We start from the raw sequence: 20,728 nt of genomic DNA, 5'->3' as shown, positions 1-20,728 counted from the left end.
GGGTTCTGTGTAATGGATAAAACCTACAATCCACAAGATATTGAACAGTCTTTGTATCAAGACTGGGAGTCAAATGGCTACTTTAAGCCATCAGGCAATGGTGACGCATACTCGATTATGATCCCACCGCCGAATGTCACAGGTAGTCTACACATGGGCCACGCGTTCCAAGACACTATCATGGACACTTTGATCCGCTATCAGCGTATGAAAGGCAAAAACACGCTATGGCAAGTGGGTACTGACCACGCTGGTATCGCCACTCAGATGGTGGTTGAGCGCAAGCTTGCAGCCGAAGAAGGTAAATCACGCCATGATTTAGGCCGTGACGAATTCATCAATAAAATCTGGGAATGGAAAGAGCAATCAGGTGGCACAATCACCAAACAGTTACGTCGTTTAGGTGCGTCTGTAGATTGGGATAGAGAACGTTTTACGATGGATGACGGCCTGTCTGAAGCTGTAAAAGAAGTATTCGTTCGCCTATATCAAGACGACTTAATCTACCGTGGTAAGCGTCTAGTTAACTGGGATCCTAAATTACACACTGCGATTTCTGATTTAGAAGTTGAGAATAAAGACAAGCAGGGCCATATGTGGAATTTGCGCTATCCACTTGCGGATGGCGTAACTACTAAAGATGGTAAAGACTACATTATCGTAGCAACCACTCGTCCAGAAACCATGCTTGGTGATACTGGCGTTGCAGTAAACCCGGATGATGAACGTTACCAAGACTTAATTGGTAAAGAAATTCTACTTCCTATCGTCAACCGTCGCATTCCTATCGTTGCCGATGAACATGCGGATATGGAAAAAGGCACGGGCTGCGTAAAAATCACGCCAGCACACGACTTTAACGATAATGAAGTTGGTAAGCGCCATGAGCTGCCAATGATCAACGTATTTAACAAAGACGCGGCTGTTCTAAATACGGGTGAGTGCTTTACTTTTGATGGTAAGCCACTTGAAGCGATGGATGCACCAATTCCAGAGCGTTTCCACGGCCTTGACCGTTTCGATGCGCGTAAGCAAATCGTTGACGAATTTGAGCAGCTTGGTCTACTTGAGAAAATCGACGATCACAGTCTAACCGTTCCTTATGGCGACCGCTCTGGCGTAGTTATCGAGCCACTACTTACCGATCAGTGGTATGTTCGCGTTGCTCCTCTTGCAGAGCCTGCAGTAAAAGCGGTAGAAGATGGTGATATTCAATTTGTACCTAAGCAATACGAGAACATGTACTTCTCTTGGATGCGTGATGTTCAAGACTGGTGTATATCCCGTCAGCTTTGGTGGGGCCACAGGATCCCAGCATGGTATGACAGCGAAGGTAATGTATATGTTGGTCGTGACGAAGCAGAAGTTCGTCAAAACCATAACCTTGATGCAAATGTGACGCTGACACAAGATGAAGACGTACTAGACACTTGGTTCTCTTCTGCACTGTGGACTTTCTCAACGTTAGGTTGGCCTGAAAACACGGAAGATCTAAAGGTATTCCACCCGTCAGATACCTTGGTTACTGGTTTCGACATTATCTTCTTCTGGGTAGCTCGCATGATCATGATGACCATGCATTTCATCAAAGATGAAGATGGTAAACCTCAAGTTCCATTTAAGACCGTTTATGTGACTGGCCTTATTCGCGATGAAAATGGCGATAAGATGTCTAAGTCAAAAGGTAACGTGTTAGATCCACTAGACATGATTGATGGTATCGATCTTGAGAGTCTAGTGACGAAACGTACTGGCAATATGATGCAACCACAGCTTGCGGCAAAAATCGAAAAGAATACGCGCAAAACATTTGTCGATGGTATTGAAGCACACGGTACTGACGCATTGCGTTTCACTCTTGCAGCAATGGCGTCAACAGGACGTGATATCAACTGGGATATGAACCGTCTTGAAGGGTACCGTAACTTCTGTAACAAGCTTTGGAATGCTAGCCGTTATGTATTGATGAACACAGAAGAACAAGACTGTGGCTTCAACGATAACGAAAAAGTGTATTCTCTTGCAGATCGTTGGATTTTAGGTCAATTCCAAAATACGGTTAAGGTGTTCTCTGAGCACTTGGATAACTATCGTTTTGACCTTGCGGCAAACACCATTTATGAGTTCACATGGAACCAATTCTGCGATTGGTATCTAGAGCTAACTAAGCCAATTCTATTTAAAGGTAATGAAGCGCAGCAGCGTGGTACACGCCATACGCTTATCACTGTATTGGAAGGCTTACTTCGTTTGATGCACCCACTAATGCCTTATATCACAGAGACAATTTGGCAACGTGTAGCACCAATTTCAGGTGTCGAAGCGAAGACAATTATGCTTGAAGCGTTCCCAGTATTCGACGAAAGCAAAGTTGATGCGCAAGCGATGGCTGATCTTGAGTGGGTGAAGCAGTTTATTATTGCTATCCGTAACATTCGTGGTGAAATGGACATCAGTCCAAGCAAACCGCTAAACGTGTTACTTACCGGAGCAAGCGAAGATGACAAACGTCGTCTAGAAGAAAACCAAGCTTTCTTAAGCGCTCTGGCAAAACTGGAAACGGTAGACTTACTTGCAAGCAAAGACGAAGCACCAGCTTGTGCGACTGCGTTTATCGGTGACCTTGAGATCATGATCCCAATGGCAGGTTTGATTGATGTAGAAGCAGAACTTGCGCGTATTGCTAAGCAGCTTGAAAAAGCAGAAAAAGGTCTTGAGCAAGTTGAAAAGAAACTCGCAAACGAAAAGTTTGTAAGTAACGCACCTGAAGCAGTACTTGCTAAAGAGAAAGCAAAATTAGCTGAGTTTAGCGATGCAAAAACTAAGCTACTTGAACAAAAAGCAAAGATAGAAAGCTTGTAATCGCTTTCTATCTTTGCTGGTTTTATACCATTTCAAGAACTAAAAAAGCCGCATATTGCGGCTTTTTTAATGAGTAAATTGGTATGATTTACTGTTGCTCAAATAGGCTATCTGTACTTAACCCTTCGTGTTGTAAAATGTCTTTTAAGCGTCTCAACGCCTCAACTTGAATTTGTCTTACCCGCTCTCTCGTTAGCCCGATTTCGCGGCCAACATCCTCAAGCGTAGAGGGCTCATAACCAAGCAAACCAAAGCGTCTCGCGAGCACTTCTCGCTGTTTTGGATTTAACTCTCCAAGCCAATCAACAATGTGTTTGTTAATATCGTTGCTCTGCACTTCGGTTTCCGGACCACCGCCCTTTTCATCCGCGATAATATCGAGCAGTGCTTTGTCATTTTCACCACCGATAGGCGTATCAACCGAAGTGATCCTTTCGTTTAGACGCAGCATTTTACTGACTTCTTCGACGGGTTTGTCGAGACATTCAGCGATTTCTTCTGCGGTAGGTTCATGATCCAGCTTTTGCGTCAATTCACGTGCTGTACGTAGGTAAACATTGAGCTCTTTGACAACATGAATAGGCAAACGAATGGTACGAGTTTGGTTCATGATCGCACGTTCGATGGTTTGACGGATCCACCAAGTTGCATAAGTAGAAAACCTAAATCCACGTTCCGGATCAAACTTTTCTACCGCTCGGATCAGGCCTAAGTTACCTTCTTCAATGAGGTCAAGTAATGCCAAACCACGGTTGTTATAACGACGAGCGATTTTAACCACTAATCTCAAGTTACTCTCTATCATCCGTTTACGTGAGGCTTCGCACCCCTTTAACGCTTTACGCGCAAAGTAAACTTCTTCTTCTGCACTGAGCAGTGGGGAAAATCCAATTTCACCTAAATAGAGTTGAGTAGCATCTAAGTTTTTAACCACTTCTTCTTTGGCAAAAACTTCTTCGTCGTCTTCGAGGTCTTCAAGTAATTCGTCTTTCGGTTCGTCAATATTATCATCTTCGAACTTGTCTAACTCTGGAGTAGATTTTGTAGGTAATTTTGCAGTGTGAGCCATAAGTATTCTCCCCAAGCGAATAAAAGTAAGGGTACTCGAACCAATCGAAGTACTCGCATTACTTTATGGCAAGTATTTTGCCGGGTTTACAGCTTGACCTTTAAAACGGATCTCAAACCTAAGCGCCGTCTTAGAAGCATCTGTACTACCCATTTCGGCAATTTTTTCCCCAACTTTAACTTTTTGCTGTTCTCTGACGAGTAACTTAGCGTTGTGGGCATACGCACTTAGATAATCATCCGTATGTTTCAGAATGATTAAATTACCATACCCACGCAACGCACTCCCTGCATATACAACTACACCGCCAGCAGCAGCCTTAACTGAAGTACCCGGTTTATTAGAGATCTCCAATCCCTTATAACCATTCTCTTTAACAGAGAAGTGACGAGTCACCTTGCCTTCAGCAGGCCATTTCCATAGTACCTTATTATTATACAAAGCCTTGGTACTACTAGATTTTTGTGTGGCTTGTCTTTGAACATACTCTCGTTGATTTGGCTTATCAAGCTCTTTTTTGGGGCTTTTGTTACTTTTTTGTTTTAAAGACTGAGACTTGTGGTTTACTTTCGTGTATTTTGTGTTCTTTTTGTTTTTATTTTTGGGATACTCTAGACGAATGATCTGATTGGGGTAGATCGTGTACGGAGGCTTAATTTTATTGATTTTCGCGAGCGTTCTTACATCTTTGTTCGCGCTAAATGCAATTGCAAATAAAGTATCGCCTTTTTTTACTTTGTAACTGCTTCCGTTAATATTAATTTTATGTGACGAAGTGGTCTTACCAGAGTATAAAGTTGTTACAGGCGCAGGCGTATGATTCGATGAGCAGGCAACAAGCAGGCCGCTTAAATAAATCGATATGATGACCTGAGACTTGTGCATTACTTATATTTTCCAGTGCTACTATCAACGACTATCATATCAATCTAACTTAATTTTGCTTGGTTTTCACATTTAACTGGAAAAAATAGTTATATTTTATGGAGTTGTTTTTTAAGCTACAAAATTAACCGACTTCGCCAGCGACTAAAGGTACAAAGCGTACAGGTGCGAGGGCGTGACGAATAAACTGCTCCCCTTGTTTAACAAACAAGGTGAGTGTTTGCGCTTCAACTCCAATGGGAATGACCATAGCACCGCCATCTTCTAGTTGCGCCAACAACTCATCTGGAACAGATTGTGCCGCAGCAGTAACAATGATCCCTGCAAAAGGCGCTTTTGAAGCCCAGCCTTTCCAACCGTCTCCATGTTTCATCGTCACATTATATAAATCCAGCAAATGCAGCCTTCTGCGCGCTTGCCACTGCAGTGACTTGATCCGTTCAATGCTAAAGACCTGTTCAAACACTTGCGCGAGTACGGCGGTCTGATAACCAGAGCCCGTACCCACTTCCAAAATACGCCCTTTAACACCCACTTGTTTTAATACTTCGGTCATTTTTGCAACGATAAAAGGTTGCGATATCGTTTGTCCTTGTCCGATAGGAAGAGCTGTATTTTCATATGACTTATGTTTAAGCACTTCATCGACAAACATATGTCTAGGCGTGTTAGCGATGGCATTGAGTACCACTTCATCCTCTACGCCTTGCTTTCTTAGCAGTTCCACCAGCGCGTTGGCACTGCCCTGATAATTATTCAGCACATACGCCTCTTAAGATAACCAGCTCGCCACAGCATCTAAGCTCTCGTAAGCCGTCATATCCACCTTGAGCGGTGTGATAGCGGCATAACCATTGTTTACAGCATGAAAATCCGTGCCTTCACCAGCGTCACTTTCATGACCTAACGTGCCATACCAATACACACTTCGGCCCCATGGGTCGATTTGTTCGGTCATGGTATCCGCTTTATAACGTGAGCCTAGTCGAGTGACTTTAATCCCTTTTAAGTCACTTAATGGAATATCAGGGACGTTGATATTAATGATTTGGTCTTTTGGTAGCGGATGGTTTGCAAGCTTTTTAATGATCTCTACCGTGACATGTGCTGCAGTTTCGTAGTGGGCTTCATTTTTAGAGCAAAGAGAAACGGCAATCGCAGGTAAGCCCACATGTCGACCTTCAGTGGCCGCCGCAACAGTGCCGGAGTACAGCGTATCATCGCCAAGGTTAGCGCCATTGTTGATCCCTGCAACGACTAAATCCGGCAATTCATCCATCAGTTTGTTCACTCCAAGGTGAACACAGTCGGTTGGCGTGCCATTCACAGAGATAAAACCATTATCTAGCGTAGTTGCTCTGAGCGGGTTTAATAAGGTTAACGAGTTACTCGCACCGCTACAGTTTCTATCTGGACCAATAACGGTTACGTCTGCGATTTGTGATAACGCTTGATACAAGATAGCAATGCCCTTGGCGTGAACACCATCGTCATTACTCAATAGGATCTTCATATTTCACCTCTTTTTCTTGTTAGACAATGAGTATCTCACTGCTGTATCGACTCTTCATGTTTATTAAACTTTTTACTGGCATCTTTATGATTAACAAGCTCTCTGAGCAGCGCCGTGGCAAAAGTTCCTTTTGGTAAACTGAATTCAAGGGTTAGCGTACTGTCGTCAGCCATACTCACCTTTAGCGCTTCAGGTATTAATCTAAGTGCTCTACGCTCATTTTTCATCCCAAATTCTGCCAATCCTTCGTGCCATTTAGCAAAAGGTGCCAACCATTCACGCTCTTGCGGCAATAAGCCCTTTTCACCTTTACCAACCAATGGCGCCGAAAGCAAAATATCGCCATTCAGTAACCGCTCGATGAGTTCGCAATCAATCTCTGAGTCAAAAAAGGCGTTACTACCGCTCAGTAAAAAGATTTCACGGTGCCAAGTCGTTGCCAAACCATGCTCTGCCACGCGGCGACTGACGACTTCGTTGAACAGATGAGAGCGAGCGGCTGAAAGCACTAGCCCTCGGAGCTTTTTATCGCGGATATTTTCACCGTCAAATAACCTATCTGCCATGGCTAAGTTGTGGCCATCATGACCAAAACGTTGTTCTCCAAAATAATTAGGAACCCCTTGGCGTACGGCATTAATACGCGACAGAATATCAAGTGGAGCATTCACGTTTCTGAGGGTAATGGCAAAGCGATTGCCCTTGTGACAACCTGTTTTTAACTTTCGATTGTGCCGTATTTGCTGCACCACAAAAATAGAGCCACTATTTAATGCACTAAAATCTAACGACTTTTTAATTGCCACCGGCACGCTAAACCACTGCGTACATACGCCGTGTCTATCTTTAATTCCTGCATAGCTGACATCTCGCGGTGAAATTTGAGCAAATTCTGCAAGCTTTTTAGCGACAAAAGCGGTGTTTTCTCCCTTTTTAATGATCTGCAAGCAAACGTGCTCACCTTCGCCAGTAAAAGGAATATCTAAAATTTCTTCGACTCTAAAGTCTTCTGGTTGTGACTTATAATCGCCGTCAGATAACGGTTTACCATAAAGATAATTGAGTGTCTTCATGCTTTTACCAATAGCACCACAGCATGGCTTGAGATCCCTTCCTTACGTCCCTCAAAACCCAGTTTTTCAGTGGTAGTCGCTTTAACATTAACTTGGTCTAGCTGCGCTTCACAGTCCGCAGCAAGGTTAGTGCGCATCGCATCAATATGTGGTCGCATCTTTGGTGCTTGTGCGACAACTGTGACGTCGATATTGCCTATTTGATAGCCAAGCGTTTTCACTTGTTCCATCACGCGGCGTAATAAAATACGACTGTCGATATTTTCAAATTCACTCGCGGTATCAGGAAAGTGCTTACCAATATCTCCCAGCGCAAGTGCCCCCAACAAGGCATCACACAATGCATGAATTGCCACATCACCATCGGAGTGAGCAATAAAGCCCTGTTCGTAAGGGATTTTTTCCCCACAAATTGTCAATGGGCCAGCTCCACCAAATTTATGAACATCAAATCCGTGGCCAATTCTAATCATGCTGTTTACCTTGTTGTTGAATTATAAACTCCGCCAGAGGTAAATCCTCCGGCGTCGTGATCTTAATGTTATCCGTACGCGCGGCAATGAGTTGGACTGGCCGATTTTGTAATTCCATCGCAGATGCTTCATCTGTGATATGTGCACCTTGAGAAAGCCCAAGCTCCAATGCCGCCAATAACTCTTCATACCTAAACATTTGAGGCGTAAAAGCCTGCCATAACGAAGCTCTAGGTACGGTCTCCTGTACCAACTCCGCACCACGTTTGATGGTATCTTTAACCTTGGCAGCCAGTATGCCACCTTGCTGTTGATTTATACATTGTGAAATCAGCTGATGAATATCATCCAGCGCTACTAAAGGTCGAGCTGCATCATGAACTAACACCCAGTCAGGGCGACTTGGTGCTAACGCTTTTAACGCTAGTAAAACGGAATCAGCACGTTCTTGTCCACCTTCACAATGGCTAAAACGGCTATCAGGCAGTAACGCCGATGAAAAATATCCATCTTCTTTGGAAACGGCGACCATAAATTGATCGACGCATTCAAGTCCAGCTAGTTTTTCCAGTGTGTGTACTAAAATCGGTTTACCTAATAGTGGAATATACTGTTTAGGCATCTGCGCCTGCATACGACTGCCAACCCCAGCTGCGGGGATGACGACTGCAAGTTTATCGTTTCTTTTCATGAGGTACTTTCGGTAATACACGGATAAAAGTTTCGCCGGGTTTAATCATGCCGAGTTCATGACGAGCTCGCTCCTCAACCCCTTCAAGACCGAGTTTTAAATCTTCGATATCCGCTTTTAATAATTTATTTCGTTTACTGAGGTTAGCATTGGTTTCTTGGTGCGATTTAACCACGGATTTTATCCGAGTGTAGTCCTCCACGCCATTGTGGCCGAACCAAAGTCTGTACTGAATAAATAGCGCTAAAACCAACAGCGCTAACTGAAAAAATCGCATTGCTTAATCCAAACTTCTGTTTTTTGAGTCGATTAGGATAGTTGACTCGTTTTTGTTTTTTGTACTTGTGGCCAATTAATCGCGCTGGCAAGTAACATTTCTCTTAGCGTCAGTCTTCGTGGTACTACCGCCTTACCAAAATACCAAGTATGGCCACAACAAGCCGCTGTCATTAACGCTTTCGTTGGTTTTAGCAACTGTACACGCGCTTCGTCGCTTGCTTGTAAGCTATTACCATTAACACTAAACCAGCCAAATTGGTTGCAGTGCAATTTGTCAGCCTCATTCACTTGGTCGACACTGTCGAGCCTTACGGTTGTCCCCGCCGAGTCTGCATATAGCACGGGAACCACCAGCCCCACTTTCACCTTAGTGGTAAAAAATGCTGCGTTGGCAGCGTCATCACATTTAGGCTGTGATTTTTGCTTTGCTAACCAACATCCATTGAAACTATCTAGCTCAAGCGGGACATCACCATGAATAATATGTGTGGCCGCGCGCTCAACATAATACGGCAGGCTGTTTAACAAACGCTGAAGGCGAGTATGATCTGAGAGTTCAGCAAGTTTCGGCAACTCTCTGGCATAAAATACGTTTACAAGCTCGGCAAATACAAGGCGAGATGCTTCGTCATACCAGATTGTATTTTGCTGTTGCTCCAAAACGCCTCCCGTCAATGCAATCTACTTTAGTAGACTGGTGTACATCCTTTATACACTAGCCATGTTTCAAATCAAAGCAAACCGCTCTGTTGTACTTGCTTACGGCTTGGTTCCTAATTTTGCTTGCCCCTCAGCCATAAATTGTACTACCGAACTGCGTTTTTTTCCTATTAAGAAACTACCGTCAGTCAAAAACATAAAGTTCTGCCAACATCGCTTAAACACGTCAAAGCGGGTCTCGATCACATCATCTCGAGAGAGACAAAAATACACGGTGGTATTGGCTTGCCAATCAAGAAATTGCTCGATCGTTTCAGGAAATGCTTCTCCTGCTTCCCACGGCTGCTCCCAATTGAGGGTTTCTTGCCATGAGTCCGCTTTACCAACCCAATCTGTTTTATCAAAGAAATCAGGGTGATCTTTTTCGTTGCTTACCATAGTGCTCCAAAGCACCGCAGCGCGCGCCGCTGACATTGGTTTTATCAATGCCAGGTCGGATTCTTCGATTGGAAGATCTTTATGTTTGAAAACCCAAGCTTTCTTATAATCGTCCAGCGCAATATAATTCATCTTTAAACACCTTCAGTCTTAATGGCACGGATTATAACATTTCAGTCCGTCACGTACGGCTTTTATTTTTTGGAGCTTGAATTAGTGGATATCACACCTGGAATTTACCGCCACTACAAAGGAAAATTATATCGAGTGCACGCCTTGGCAACGCACAGTGAAACGCAAGAGAAGCAAGTGGTTTATCAAACCCTATATGGAGATATGAGTTTTTGGGTTCGACCACTTGAAATGTTTTTAGAAGACGTTATGGTCGAAGGCGAAGCGGTGCCTCGCTTCACCTTAATCGAAACCGAAGCGGGGTTGGCAGCGAAAAGCTGATTGTGGCAAGATGACCCTATCTCATCTGACCACAAGAAGTTGAATTATGTTTAAAGGTACTGATCAATATATTGCTACCTCTGCTCTACAACAGGCCGTGAATGCGGCCATCGTTTTAGAAAAACCCCTCCTCATTAAAGGTGAGCCAGGCACAGGCAAGACCTTACTCGCCGAAGAACTGGCAAAAAGTTTAGATACCGAACTAATCCAATGGCATATAAAGTCAACAACCAAAGCCCAGCAAGGCCTGTACGAATACGATGCGGTCTCGCGTTTACGCGATAGTCAACTTGGCGATCCTCGCGTTAATGACGTTGGCAATTACATCATCAAAGGTAAGCTGTGGCAGGCATTTACCGCCACAAAGCGCCCCGTTCTGCTGATTGATGAAATCGACAAAGCCGATATTGAGTTTCCCAATGATCTACTGTTAGAACTCGATAAAATGGAGTTTCATGTCTACGAAACTAACGAGCAAGTAAAGGCAAAGGTGCGCCCCATCGTTATTATCACTTCAAACAATGAAAAAGAGCTACCAGATGCCTTTTTACGCCGCTGCTTTTTCCACTACATCGACTTTCCGAGCAAAGAAGAGATGCTGCAAATTGTAGGCGTGCATTTTCCACATATTAAAGCGAATTTAGTACAACGAGCACTCGAAAGCTTTTTCCAATTACGCGACACACCAAACCTAAAGAAAAAGCCAAGTACGAGTGAGCTACTCGACTGGTTAAAACTACTATTAGCTGAAGATATTTCCCCTGACGCGTTGCATGACAAATCTAACCAAGGTGGCCTAATGCCGTTATTTGGTGCGCTACTTAAAAACGAGCAAGATGTTTCTTTGGTTGAGAAGCTCGCCTTTATGAGCCGCCGCTGATCATGCTCATCGATTTTGTACTCACGCTTAGACGTTACGGTATCAAAGCGAGCCTGCGCGAATTACTAGACTGTTTAGAGGCGCTGGATAAAGAAGTTTGCTTTGCCGATCTAGACGGCTTTTACTTTTTGGCAAAAACCATCTTCGTGAAAGATGAGACCTTGTTTGATAAATTCGACCGTGCGTTTGCTGATTACTTTGAGGGAATAGAGTCAATAGACCTCTTCTCACAACTTCAACAGCAGCAATTGCCAGAGGATTGGTTGCGTAAAGAGTTTGAGAAATCACTGTCTGAAGAAGAAAAAGCCAAACTGAACGCCATGGGTGGACTCGATAAGCTCCTTGAAACGTTAAAAGCACGCTTGGCTGAGCAACAAAAACGTCACGCAGGCGGCAATAAATGGGTTGGTACAGGGGGCACCTCCCCCTTTGGCGCTTACGGCTATAATCCTGAAGGGATCCGCATTGGCCAAGATGGAAATCGCCACCGGAAAGCCGTAAAAGTATGGGATAAGCGGCAGTATCGTAATCTCGACAGTAATACCGACATCAGCAGCCGCAATATTAAGCTTGCACTCAAGCAATTGCGTAAATTTGCGCGCAGCGGAGCAAGTGATCAGCTCGACCTTAATGAAACTATTCGCGCAACCGCAAGACAAGGCGGCATGTTGGATGTGAAAATGGCTCCTGAGCGACATAACTCTGTGAAGGTATTGATGCTGTTTGATATTGGTGGCTCTATGGATGACCATATCCAGCTTTGTGAGCAACTATTCAGTGCCGCACACAGTGAATTTAAGCACCTTGAGTTTTTTTACTTTCATAATTGTGTGTACGAACATGTTTGGCACGATAATGACCGTCGTGACAGCGAATTACTTGATACTTATCAGCTAATTAACCGTTACGGCTCAGACTATCGGCTAATATTTGTTGGTGACGCGACAATGGGCCCCTATGAAATCACCTATCCCGGCGGTAGCGTAGAGCATTGGAATCAAGAAGCAGGCGCCACTTGGCTGAATCGTTTAACCAATCACTTCAGTAAGGTGGCTTGGCTTAATCCTCAGCCGCAAAGCTATTGGTCTTATTACCATTCAATAGAGCTAATAAATCAATTGATGCAAAACAGAATGTATCCGCTAACAATAGAGGGTCTAAGTCAGGCGTTTAAAGAATTGAGCTAAAGCAGTGCTGCTTGCAAGGTAAGCACCTTGCAAGCAATGATGCGAAATTAGTCATTCGCTTCGATAGGTTCTAGTTGTAGTTTTGAAGCAATCAATACGGCTTGAGTACGGTTATAGACACCCAACTTTCTGAAGATAGCGGTGATATGTGCTTTCACCGTTGCCTCTGAAATATTTAGCTCATAGGCAATTTGCTTATTCAGCAAGCCTTCGTGTAAATATTGCAGCACTTTATATTGCTGTGGCGTGAGCGAGGCCACTTGTTGGGCAAGCTCTTTGTCTTCCCCTTCGAGTTCAGCCACTTTGTCTTTCATGCCTTCAGGCAACCACGTGTCACCTTCGAGCACTTGCTCTATGGCTTCGGTAATTTGTTCTACTGACGCCGCTTTTGGGATAAAACCCATCGCGCCGTATCCCATCACTTTAGAAATGATAGAGAGGTCTTCGCTTCCCGAAACCACAACAACTGGAAGACTTGGGTGATCCTCACGGATCCGAATTAGTCCATATAAATCACCATTGCCCGGCATATGTAAATCGAGCAGGAGTAGGTCTAGTTCTTCTTGTTGTTGTAAGACCGAGAGCGTAGTGTCAAAGTTTTCAGATTCGAATACCTCTAGTCCTTCAAACTGCGCTTTTAGAGCCCCCTTAAGCGCCTCTCGAAATAGAGGATGATCATCCGCGATTAAAAACTGATACATGCTATGCTCCTAAAAAATCGGCTGTTATCGTAAAGATAACAGCCGTTATAGTATGTTTATATTAGGTCGCAATTCAAGTTATTCAGTTAACGATTCAATCTATTCTCGATTAATTCATCAACCACACTTGGATCGGCAAGTGTAGAAGTATCACCTAACTGTTGATACTCGTTGGCTGCAATTTTACGCAAAATACGGCGCATGATTTTACCAGAGCGGGTTTTAGGTAAACCTGGAGACCATTGGATCATGTCAGGGGTTGCAATTGGGCTTAGCTCTTTACGCACCCAATTTCTCACCTCTTTAGTTAACTCGTCAGATACCGTTACCCCTTCATTTGGCGTGATATAGACATAGATCCCTTGGCCTTTAATGTCGTGTGGATAGCCTACCACAGCCGCTTCAGCAACCGCTTCGTGAGCGACTAGCGCACTTTCAATTTCAGCAGTACCGAGGCGGTGACCTGAAACGTTAAGTACATCATCCACACGACCTGTGATCCAGTAGTAACCGTCTTCATCACGGCGACAACCATCGCCCGTAAAATAAACGCCAGGATAAGCCGAGAAGTACGTTTGTTCAAAGCGCTCATGGTCGCCATAAACCGTACGGGCTTGTGAAGGCCAGCTATCCAAAATCACCAGATTACCTTCGGTCGCGCCTGTCAGCGTATTACCTTCCGCGTCAAATAGTGCAGGAGCAATACCAAAGAATGGACGGGTCGCAGAACCCGGCTTAAGTGCAGTAGCGCCAGGTAGTGGCGTGATCATGATGCCGCCCGTTTCGGTTTGCCACCAAGTATCTACGATAGGACAATCACTATTACCAATTTGCTCATAATACCAAGACCAAGCCTCTGGATTAATTGGCTCACCGACCGAACCCAAAATACGTAAACTGTCACGCTTAGAACTTGCTGTCGGCTCATCACCCTTCGCCATCAACGCACGGATCGCGGTAGGTGCAGTATAGAGAATAGTAACACCATGTTTATCAACGATTTCACCCATGCGACCAGACGTTGGATAAGTCGGCACGCCTTCGAATACAACTTGAGTACAACCATTTACTAGTGGACCATAAGCAATATAACTGTGACCCGTGATCCAGCCCACATCCGCGCTACACCAGTAAATATCATCTTCTTGAAGGTCGAATACATACTCATGGGTCATTGATGCATACACTAGGTATCCACCCGTAGTATGCACTACCCCTTTCGGCTGACCGGTAGAGCCCGAGGTATAAAGAATAAAGAGCGGATCTTCCGCATTCATCATTTCAGGTTCACATTCGGCAGGTTTATCAGCAACTAATTCATGCCACCATACATCGTGAGCATTCCATTCAACATCGCCACCTGTTAATTGATGTACAATCACATGCTCGATAGTGGTGACGCCAGCTTGCGCTACCGCTTCATCGACATTTGCCTTAAGCGGCACACAATTACCACCGCGACGACCTTCATCTGAGGTGATGACAACTTTGGCGCCAGAATCTTTGATACGGTCTGCAATCGCTGAAGGTGAAAAGCCCCCAAACACAACGGAATGGATAGCACCAATTCTTGCACAGGCCTGCATGGCATAAATCGCCTGTGGAGTCATCGGCATGTAGATAGCGACGCGGTCACCCTTTGCAACTCCTAGACTCTTAAGGCCATTGGCAAGCTTTGCGACTTCATCGTGTAGTTGTTGGTAGGTAATATTTTCTGTTTGTTCTGGGTTATCGCCTTCCCAAATCAATGCGATTTTATCGGCGCGCTTTTCGAGGTGTCTATCGATACAGTTATAAGAGGCATTTAATACGCCGTCTTCATACCATTTAATATTGATATGGCCTTTGTCGAATGAGGTATTTTTAACTTTACTATAAGGTTTGAACCAATCTAAACGTTGACCGTGCTCTTTCCAAAACTCTGCGGGGTCATCAACCGACTTTTGATATAGTTCTTGATATTGCTCGTCGTTGATTAATGCTGCGTTCTTGATTTTTTCAGGAACTGGATAAATGCTCTGTGACATAGTCATCTCCATTATATTTAGAGGTCTAGGTCTGCTAGACACGCTTTTCCTAAGGATCACCCAGCCTTGGGTGTTTAAGTATTAGACCTTAGTTGTAGAACACCTGCAAACGTAAAAGTTTCATACAACTTACCAATCGTACCTAATTTGATACAAACGTTATGTTCGCCTTATCCTCCACTCATTTACCGTATGCCACCTTAGTCTAATAGACCAATAGGTAATTGAGTAAAAACCAACCTTAAACAACAGTTAGTGATGATTAAAATGAATGTCAGCTGCTGCCAACTGCAAAGCACAGCTATTGAGGAACTGGATTATGACAACGAATAACATTAATAAAAAACTGCTCGCAGTTGCTATCAGTAGTCTCTGCACTCTCCCTGCCACTGCGGCTGAGATTGGCGATACTAAAGTTAACTATGGTGGTTATATCAAGCTTGATGCCATTTGGAGTGATTTTTCTGACGGCGCGCTGGGGGCGCAAAATATCGGCCGAGACTTTTACGTTCCTGGTACGACCCCGGTCGGGGTTAACTCAGATAGCGACGCTGTATTTGATATGCACGCTCGCCAATCTCGCTTTAGCTTCGGGACCGATACTAAGCTCGATGATGGCAGCAGTATCAAAACTAAAATCGAGCTAGACTTTATTTCTACATCTGGAGGAAATGAGCGTGTTAGTAACTCCTACTCACCTCGTATTCGCCAAGCCTTTGTGAGCTACAAGGGCTTCTTGTTCGGTCAAGCTTGGTCAAACTTCCAAAATGTTAGTGCGCTACCAGAGACTTTAGACTTCGTCGGCCCAGCTGAAGGCACCGTTTTCGTACGCCAAGCCATGGCTAAATACACCACTGGAAACTGGTCTTTCTCTATTGAAAACCCAGAAAGCACAGTTACCACTGCAGATAGTGGCCGTGTCGTCACTGATGACGCTAGCATGCCTGATTTCACTGCACGTTACACACACAATGCTGATTGGGGTCATATTGCGGTAGCGGCACTTGCGCGCCAAATTACCTATAAAGTCGGTGGAGCTGATGAGTCTGAAAGCTCATTTGGGGTCAGTGCGTCCGGTCGTGTTAATTTTGGTGACAATAACTTGAAATTTATGCTGACCCAAGGTCAAGGGCTTGGTCGTTACGTAGGCCTAAACGTTGCTAATGGCGCGGTATACGACGGTAACTCGTTACATGCAATTGACTCGACGTCGGGCTTTATCGCTTATCAACATAGCTGGAATGAACAGTTCCGCTCAACATTCTTATACTCTTTCTTTAATGCTGATAACGAAAGCGGTTTGCTGGCGGTGACTGGCGATCCGACAAAATCAAGTATGAGTTACAGCGCAAACCTACTTTATTCTCCTGTGAAAAAACTTACCTTTGGTGCTGAATATAAGATGGGTACTCGGGAAACAGAAAGTGGCTTTGAAGGTGATTTAGACAGACTACAACTTTCAGTGAAGTACGTGTTTTAAGGTTTTGTTATTTTAATAGGCTAGTACCAATTCACTTCCTAACTGCGGCCTATTGGCCGCTTTTTTATTGTTGGTCACGATTTGCTTTTTCGCGACATAAAGTCCGCTGCTACGATGTGTTTCTTGGCGACTTAAAGTCGCTGCTACGGTGTGCTTTTTCGCGACATAACGTCGCAGCTATGGTGTGTTTTTCGGCATAAAAGGTCGCGACTACTCGTGGGATTTCATGGTCTAACGTTTGTGACCATATCGCGCCAATAAAAAACCCCGCTGGCTAGCGGGGTTTTACAATTATCTCAAAAGCATCATCTTATTGTGCTTTTGCATCCTTCATATAATCAAAGAACTTGCTGTCCGGTGATAACACCATAACGTCATTCTTATCTTTAAAGGTATTTTTATATGCTTCAAGCGAACGAACAAACCCGAAAAACTCAGGGTCTTTGTTATACGCGTTTGCATAGATGTTTGCCGCCGTTGCATCACCTTGACCGCGAACCGCGCGAGCATTACGCTCAGCATCTGCAAGCATAACGGTAACACGACGGTCAACATTAGCACGGATGGTCTCCGCCTTCTCTTGACCCTCAGAACGGTGCTCTTTCGCCACTGCTTGACGCTCCGCACGCATACGCTGGTAGATTGAGTTACTTACTTCGTTAGGTAGGTTAATTTGCTTAACACGGACATCAAGTACTTCAATCCCAAGCTCAGTTGCACTTTCTGACGCTTGAACTAACGCTTCCTCCATTAGCTCGCTACGTTCACCCGATACTATCTCTTTGATAGTACGCGAACCGAAGTTTGTTCTTAGACCGTTATTGACCTTTTGTTTTAGTAGCGTTTCAGCATATTGCTTATCGCCACGCGCACGTAGGTAATAAGAGCTAAAATCGTTTACGCGCCACTTTACATACGAATCCACAATTAAGTCTTTTTTCTCGCTCGTTACAAAGCGATCAGGTTGACCATCAAGTGTTTGGATACGTGCATCTAATTTGCGTACTTGGCTAAAGAAAGGCACTTTCAGGTGAAGGCCAGGTTCATATACCAACGCATCGCCATTCTCATCTTTTTGTACCTTGCTAAATAGCAGTACGATCGCTCTTTGACCTTCGTTTACTACAAAGATACCTGAGAAAGACATGATCACGGCAGTGACTAATAGAAGTAGACTAAAATTCTTCATATTGATTATCTCCCGTTACCAAATCTGTCGCGGTTAAATCTATCACCGCCTGAATTGACAGAACTATTTTGCTGCTGGTTACCTTCAATTCTTTGACGAAGTTGCTCTATTTCACTTTGATTTGGTAAACGAACTGGTGACGAAGCATTGTTATGTGATTGCATAATCTTATCAAGCGGTAGATACAACATGTTATTACCACCTTCAACATCAACCAATACCTTTGAGCTTCGACCTAAAACTTGCTCCATCGCATCAATATATAAGCGTTTACGCGTTACTTCTTTCGCCGCTTGGTATTCTGGCAGTAGCTTTTCAAAGCGCTCCACTTCACCTCGAGATTCAAGGATAATACGTTCGCGATAAGCTTCTGCTTCTTGCGTCATACGAGTTACTTGACCACGCGCACGCGGTTCAATTTCTTTCGCATAAGCTTCTGCTTCACGGATAAAGCGCTCTTCATCTTCTTGCGCAGCAATCGCATCATCAAATGCGTCTTTTACTTCTGAAGGAGGACGCGAGTCTTTAAAGTTAACGTCTGTAACAATCAAACCAAGATTGTATGGTTCGATAATACTGTTTAGCTCTTCCCAAGTGCGCTGACGAACCACTTCACGACCTGTAGTTAACACTTGGTCCATGCGAGAATGACCCACAACGTAACGCAGTGCACTGTCTAGCGCTTGTTGTAAGCTGTGGTCAGCATCGGTCACACTAAAACGATAAAGCGTTGGATCTACAACACGATATTGCACTTCAAACTCAACGCTTACTACGTTTTCGTCTTCCGTAAGCATAAAGCCAGAGGCCGACAATGAACGTACCGCTTCAATATCTACAGGAATAACACGTTCGATGAACGTGGCTTTCCAACGCAGACCTGGCTCAGCAATACGGTCAAACTTACCAAATTGCAACACGATACCGCGCTCAGCTTCTTTTACCGTGTAAATACCACTTAGTGCCCATACGATGGCTGCGATAATAAGTATAAAGACGAAACCAGCACCGCCTAATCCGCCATTACCACCTTTCCCCGGCTTACCGCCGAAAATACCGCCGAATTTATTACCAAATTTACGGAATACTTCATCTAGATCAGGTGGGCCTTGATCCCGCCCCCCGCGGTTTTTCCACGGATCGTTATCATTGCCATTATTACCCGGTTCGTTCCAGGCCATAGCTATACTCCATTGTTATTTAAATGAATTAGGTTAAATCTAACAAAATTCGAGCGACTCTCATATAAAAATACGCTCGAAATTGACGATTTTTAACTACCAACGACCAAATCATTGAGATTTCGCCCGAATTCCTTATTGAGCTTTTCCCATTCGATTTTTGGCATTCTTACCGAAACAAGCCAGTTGCCTTGCTCGTCGTAGCCTTTTTCATCCACGGCATTAAGCTCAAATAGCGCACCTCGTAAACGCCCAAGCGCAGGAGGGACAGCAAGCTCAGCTGTGAAAACGGTTTTTGCCAACAACTCTTTAACGGCGTCGAATAACAACGAAATCCCTTCCCCAGAGTGTGCGCTTAACCACACTCTGATCGGTTTTCCTTCATCGTCTCTATCTATTCTAGGCGCAACTTCGTCCATTAGATCAATTTTGTTGTAGACTAAAAGTTGAGGAATGTCATTGGCTTCAATTTCCTCTAGAACCAATTGTACCTGTTCTATGTTTTCTTTTCTTCTCGGATCTGCAACATCGATGACATGAAGCTGTAAATCCGCCTCACGAGTCTCTGTTAAAGTCGCCTTAAATGCTGCTACCAAGTCATGAGGTAAATGACGAATAAAACCCACTGTATCTGCTAAGATAACGGGGCCAACATCATCGATTTCTATCTTTCTTAGCGTAGGATCAAGCGTTGCGAACAATTGGTCCGCAGCATAAACATCCGCATCCGTAATTTTGTTAAACAGCGTCGATTTACCCGCATTGGTGTAGCCTACTAGAGAAACGGTTGGGATCTCGTTACGACTGCGCGCTCGACGCCCTTGCTCACGCACAACGGCTACCTTGTCTAATCGTTTACGAATACTCTTAATTCGCTCTCTTAGTAACCGTCTATCGGTTTCTAATTGGGTTTCACCAGGACCACGTAAGCCGATCCCCCCTTTTTGCCTTTCTAAGTGCGTCCATCCTCGAATTAAGCGCGTAGAGATATGCCTTAGCTGAGCAAGCTCAACCTGCAATTTACCTTCGTGGGTACGGGCTCTTTGCGCGAAAATATCTAAGATCAGCGTTGTCCTATCTAACACTCGGCACTTACAAACGCGTTCTAAATTGCGCTCTTGTGAGGGACTGAGTTGGTGGTTAAATATGATGACATCTGCGTTGTGGATGTTGACAATCTCGGCAATTTCTTCAGCTTTACCCGTTCCGACAAACAACTTTGCATGTGGTGCTTGACGGCTGCCTTGCACAACCGCCACACTACTAACACCAGCAGAAGAAACTAGCATTTCCAATTCACGTAGATCTTCGCGATCTCCTTCGTGAGGAAATTCTATATGAACCAAGACTGCCTGTTCGCCGGCTTCATAACGGTCAAACAAGCATTAAGCTCCTACTAATAAGAATTAATAATTACCTTCTTCACCTTGGTCGCCCGCTTCACTTCCGGTTGCATTTTGGAAGTTAACCGCACGAGCTGGAACCACAGTGGAGATGGCGTGTTTGTAAACCATTTGGTTTACTGTGTTTTCAAGCAAAATCACAAATTGGTCAAATGACTGGATTTTGCCCTGTAATTTAATGCCATTCACTAAAAAAATTGAGACAGGAATGCGCTCACGACGCAAGACATTCAAAAATGGGTCTTGTAAAGATTGGCCTTTTGCCATTTTCTTATCCTTCGTTT

The 20,728-nt window shown here is 44.3% G+C and carries 21 protein-coding genes; 5 read left to right on the top strand and 16 right to left on the bottom strand.

Going from position 1 to position 20,728, the window contains the following annotated elements; all coding sequences use genetic code 11:
- The first annotated feature begins 12 nt into the window (after window positions 1-12).
- Window positions 13-2,862 (top strand): valine--tRNA ligase, encoded by a 2,850-nt coding sequence (locus NH462_RS04480; protein ID WP_253104399.1) that lies wholly within the window; start codon window positions 13-15, stop codon window positions 2,860-2,862.
- Between the two features lie 88 nt (window positions 2,863-2,950).
- On the opposite strand, the gene rpoS is transcribed toward NH462_RS04480, so the two are convergent.
- The 10 genes from rpoS to NH462_RS04430 all read right to left on the bottom strand — a co-directional run bounded on the left by rpoS (window position 2,951) and on the right by NH462_RS04430 (window position 10,075).
- Window positions 2,951-3,931: an RNA polymerase sigma factor RpoS gene (gene rpoS / locus NH462_RS04475; protein ID WP_017217021.1), complete on the bottom strand. Its 981-nt coding sequence runs from the start codon at window positions 3,929-3,931 to the stop codon at window positions 2,951-2,953.
- A gap of 63 nt (window positions 3,932-3,994) precedes the next feature.
- Window positions 3,995-4,816, bottom strand: coding sequence for a peptidoglycan DD-metalloendopeptidase family protein (locus tag NH462_RS04470; RefSeq protein WP_010377411.1), 822 nt, complete (start codon window positions 4,814-4,816; stop codon window positions 3,995-3,997).
- Window positions 4,817-4,940: 124 nt separating this feature from the next.
- Window positions 4,941-5,579: a protein-L-isoaspartate(D-aspartate) O-methyltransferase gene (locus NH462_RS04465; protein WP_253104396.1), complete on the bottom strand. Its 639-nt coding sequence runs from the start codon at window positions 5,577-5,579 to the stop codon at window positions 4,941-4,943.
- A 9-nt stretch (window positions 5,580-5,588) separates the two neighbouring features.
- On the bottom strand, window positions 5,589-6,329 hold the full coding sequence (gene surE / locus NH462_RS04460) for a 5'/3'-nucleotidase SurE (RefSeq protein WP_253104393.1): 741 nt from the start codon (window positions 6,327-6,329) through the stop codon (window positions 5,589-5,591).
- Window positions 6,330-6,364: 35 nt separating this feature from the next.
- Window positions 6,365-7,402 carry a tRNA pseudouridine(13) synthase TruD gene (locus NH462_RS04455; RefSeq protein ID WP_253104390.1) on the bottom strand — a complete coding sequence of 346 codons (1,038 nt, stop codon included), beginning with the start codon at window positions 7,400-7,402 and terminating at the stop codon, window positions 6,365-6,367.
- A complete protein-coding gene (gene ispF / locus NH462_RS04450; RefSeq protein ID WP_253104387.1) occupies window positions 7,399-7,875 on the bottom strand; it encodes a 2-C-methyl-D-erythritol 2,4-cyclodiphosphate synthase in 477 nt (158 codons plus the stop codon). The genes NH462_RS04455 and ispF overlap by 4 nt, the downstream gene beginning before the upstream one ends.
- Complete coding sequence (gene ispD / locus NH462_RS04445; RefSeq protein ID WP_253104384.1) at window positions 7,868-8,566, bottom strand: 2-C-methyl-D-erythritol 4-phosphate cytidylyltransferase; 699 nt, start codon at window positions 8,564-8,566, stop codon at window positions 7,868-7,870. Before ispD ends, ispF begins: the two co-directional genes overlap by 8 nt.
- Window positions 8,550-8,843 carry a cell division protein FtsB gene (gene ftsB, locus NH462_RS04440; RefSeq protein WP_010605642.1) on the bottom strand — a complete coding sequence of 98 codons (294 nt, stop codon included), beginning with the start codon at window positions 8,841-8,843 and terminating at the stop codon, window positions 8,550-8,552. Before ftsB ends, ispD begins: the two co-directional genes overlap by 17 nt.
- A 32-nt stretch (window positions 8,844-8,875) precedes the next feature.
- Complete coding sequence (locus NH462_RS04435; RefSeq protein ID WP_253104382.1) at window positions 8,876-9,520, bottom strand: hypothetical protein; 645 nt, start codon at window positions 9,518-9,520, stop codon at window positions 8,876-8,878.
- An 84-nt stretch (window positions 9,521-9,604) separates the two neighbouring features.
- Window positions 9,605-10,075, bottom strand: coding sequence for a DUF2947 domain-containing protein (locus NH462_RS04430; protein ID WP_045962078.1), 471 nt, complete (start codon window positions 10,073-10,075; stop codon window positions 9,605-9,607).
- 84 nt (window positions 10,076-10,159) lie between these two features.
- Here NH462_RS04430 and NH462_RS04425 point away from each other — a divergent pair, with 84 nt between their 5' ends.
- Genes NH462_RS04425 through NH462_RS04415 form a run of 3 tightly spaced genes read left to right on the top strand, consistent with a single transcriptional unit; the run spans window position 10,160 to window position 12,463 of the window.
- Window positions 10,160-10,396: a DUF1653 domain-containing protein gene (locus tag NH462_RS04425; protein WP_010377401.1), complete on the top strand. Its 237-nt coding sequence runs from the start codon at window positions 10,160-10,162 to the stop codon at window positions 10,394-10,396.
- Window positions 10,397-10,439: 43 nt separating this feature from the next.
- Window positions 10,440-11,276: a MoxR family ATPase gene (locus NH462_RS04420; RefSeq protein ID WP_253104483.1), complete on the top strand. Its 837-nt coding sequence runs from the start codon at window positions 10,440-10,442 to the stop codon at window positions 11,274-11,276.
- 2 nt (window positions 11,277-11,278) lie between these two features.
- Window positions 11,279-12,463 carry a VWA domain-containing protein gene (locus tag NH462_RS04415; RefSeq protein ID WP_010377399.1) on the top strand — a complete coding sequence of 395 codons (1,185 nt, stop codon included), beginning with the start codon at window positions 11,279-11,281 and terminating at the stop codon, window positions 12,461-12,463.
- A gap of 47 nt (window positions 12,464-12,510) precedes the next feature.
- Here the strand turns inward: NH462_RS04415 and NH462_RS04410 are convergent, their stop codons facing one another.
- The gene (locus tag NH462_RS04410) at window positions 12,511-13,164 is read right to left on the bottom strand and encodes a response regulator transcription factor (protein WP_010377395.1); all 654 of its coding nucleotides are present in this window, start codon (window positions 13,162-13,164) and stop codon (window positions 12,511-12,513) included.
- Between the two features lie 86 nt (window positions 13,165-13,250).
- Complete coding sequence (gene acs, locus NH462_RS04405) at window positions 13,251-15,191, bottom strand: acetate--CoA ligase (protein ID WP_253104379.1); 1,941 nt, start codon at window positions 15,189-15,191, stop codon at window positions 13,251-13,253.
- A 319-nt stretch (window positions 15,192-15,510) separates the two neighbouring features.
- Here acs and NH462_RS04400 point away from each other — a divergent pair, with 319 nt between their 5' ends.
- Window positions 15,511-16,671, top strand: coding sequence for a DcaP family trimeric outer membrane transporter (locus tag NH462_RS04400; RefSeq protein WP_253104376.1), 1,161 nt, complete (start codon window positions 15,511-15,513; stop codon window positions 16,669-16,671).
- A gap of 310 nt (window positions 16,672-16,981) precedes the next feature.
- Here NH462_RS04400 and hflC read toward each other — a convergent pair whose 3' ends face one another.
- The 4 genes from hflC to hfq all read right to left on the bottom strand — a co-directional run bounded on the left by hflC (window position 16,982) and on the right by hfq (window position 20,711).
- Entirely contained in the window at window positions 16,982-17,860 is an 879-nt protein-coding gene (hflC, locus tag NH462_RS04395) for a protease modulator HflC (RefSeq protein WP_253104374.1), read from the bottom strand.
- A 5-nt stretch (window positions 17,861-17,865) separates the two neighbouring features.
- Window positions 17,866-19,041, bottom strand: a complete 1,176-nt coding sequence (hflK, locus tag NH462_RS04390; RefSeq protein WP_099030575.1) for an FtsH protease activity modulator HflK — start codon at window positions 19,039-19,041, stop codon at window positions 17,866-17,868.
- A gap of 92 nt (window positions 19,042-19,133) precedes the next feature.
- Window positions 19,134-20,423, bottom strand: coding sequence for a ribosome rescue GTPase HflX (gene hflX, locus NH462_RS04385; RefSeq protein ID WP_010605651.1), 1,290 nt, complete (start codon window positions 20,421-20,423; stop codon window positions 19,134-19,136).
- 24 nt (window positions 20,424-20,447) lie between these two features.
- On the bottom strand, window positions 20,448-20,711 hold the full coding sequence (gene hfq, locus NH462_RS04380) for an RNA chaperone Hfq (protein WP_010377383.1): 264 nt from the start codon (window positions 20,709-20,711) through the stop codon (window positions 20,448-20,450).
- Between the last annotated feature and the right edge of the window lie 17 nt (window positions 20,712-20,728).

The organism is Pseudoalteromonas sp. OANN1, assembly GCF_024124685.1.
GTDB classification, from domain to species: Bacteria; Pseudomonadota; Gammaproteobacteria; order Enterobacterales; family Alteromonadaceae; genus Pseudoalteromonas; species Pseudoalteromonas piscicida.
Note: the sequence above shows the minus strand (reverse complement) of the source record. Positions and strands in the feature narration are given on the sequence as shown.

Excerpts from the sequence above, each read along its gene's own strand:
- NH462_RS04455 (WP_253104390.1), bottom strand. The coding sequence starts at position 7,402 with ATGAAGACACTCAATTATCTTTATGGTAAACCGTTATCTGACGGCGAT.
- ftsB (WP_010605642.1), bottom strand. The coding sequence starts at position 8,843 with ATGCGATTTTTTCAGTTAGCGCTGTTGGTTTTAGCGCTATTTATTCAG.
- hflK (WP_099030575.1), bottom strand. The coding sequence starts at position 19,041 with ATGGCCTGGAACGAACCGGGTAATAATGGCAATGATAACGATCCGTGG.
- NH462_RS04410 (WP_010377395.1), bottom strand. The coding sequence starts at position 13,164 with ATGTATCAGTTTTTAATCGCGGATGATCATCCTCTATTTCGAGAGGCG.
- NH462_RS04400 (WP_253104376.1), top strand. The coding sequence starts at position 15,511 with ATGACAACGAATAACATTAATAAAAAACTGCTCGCAGTTGCTATCAGT.
- NH462_RS04470 (WP_010377411.1), bottom strand. The coding sequence starts at position 4,816 with ATGCACAAGTCTCAGGTCATCATATCGATTTATTTAAGCGGCCTGCTT.
- NH462_RS04415 (WP_010377399.1), top strand. The coding sequence starts at position 11,279 with ATGCTCATCGATTTTGTACTCACGCTTAGACGTTACGGTATCAAAGCG.
- rpoS (WP_017217021.1), bottom strand. The coding sequence starts at position 3,931 with ATGGCTCACACTGCAAAATTACCTACAAAATCTACTCCAGAGTTAGAC.
- acs (WP_253104379.1), bottom strand. The coding sequence starts at position 15,191 with ATGTCACAGAGCATTTATCCAGTTCCTGAAAAAATCAAGAACGCAGCA.
- ispF (WP_253104387.1), bottom strand. The coding sequence starts at position 7,875 with ATGATTAGAATTGGCCACGGATTTGATGTTCATAAATTTGGTGGAGCT.
- hfq (WP_010377383.1), bottom strand. The coding sequence starts at position 20,711 with ATGGCAAAAGGCCAATCTTTACAAGACCCATTTTTGAATGTCTTGCGT.
- NH462_RS04480 (WP_253104399.1), top strand. The coding sequence starts at position 13 with ATGGATAAAACCTACAATCCACAAGATATTGAACAGTCTTTGTATCAA.
- NH462_RS04430 (WP_045962078.1), bottom strand. The coding sequence starts at position 10,075 with ATGAATTATATTGCGCTGGACGATTATAAGAAAGCTTGGGTTTTCAAA.
- surE (WP_253104393.1), bottom strand. The coding sequence starts at position 6,329 with ATGAAGATCCTATTGAGTAATGACGATGGTGTTCACGCCAAGGGCATT.
- ispD (WP_253104384.1), bottom strand. The coding sequence starts at position 8,566 with ATGAAAAGAAACGATAAACTTGCAGTCGTCATCCCCGCAGCTGGGGTT.
- hflC (WP_253104374.1), bottom strand. The coding sequence starts at position 17,860 with ATGAAGAATTTTAGTCTACTTCTATTAGTCACTGCCGTGATCATGTCT.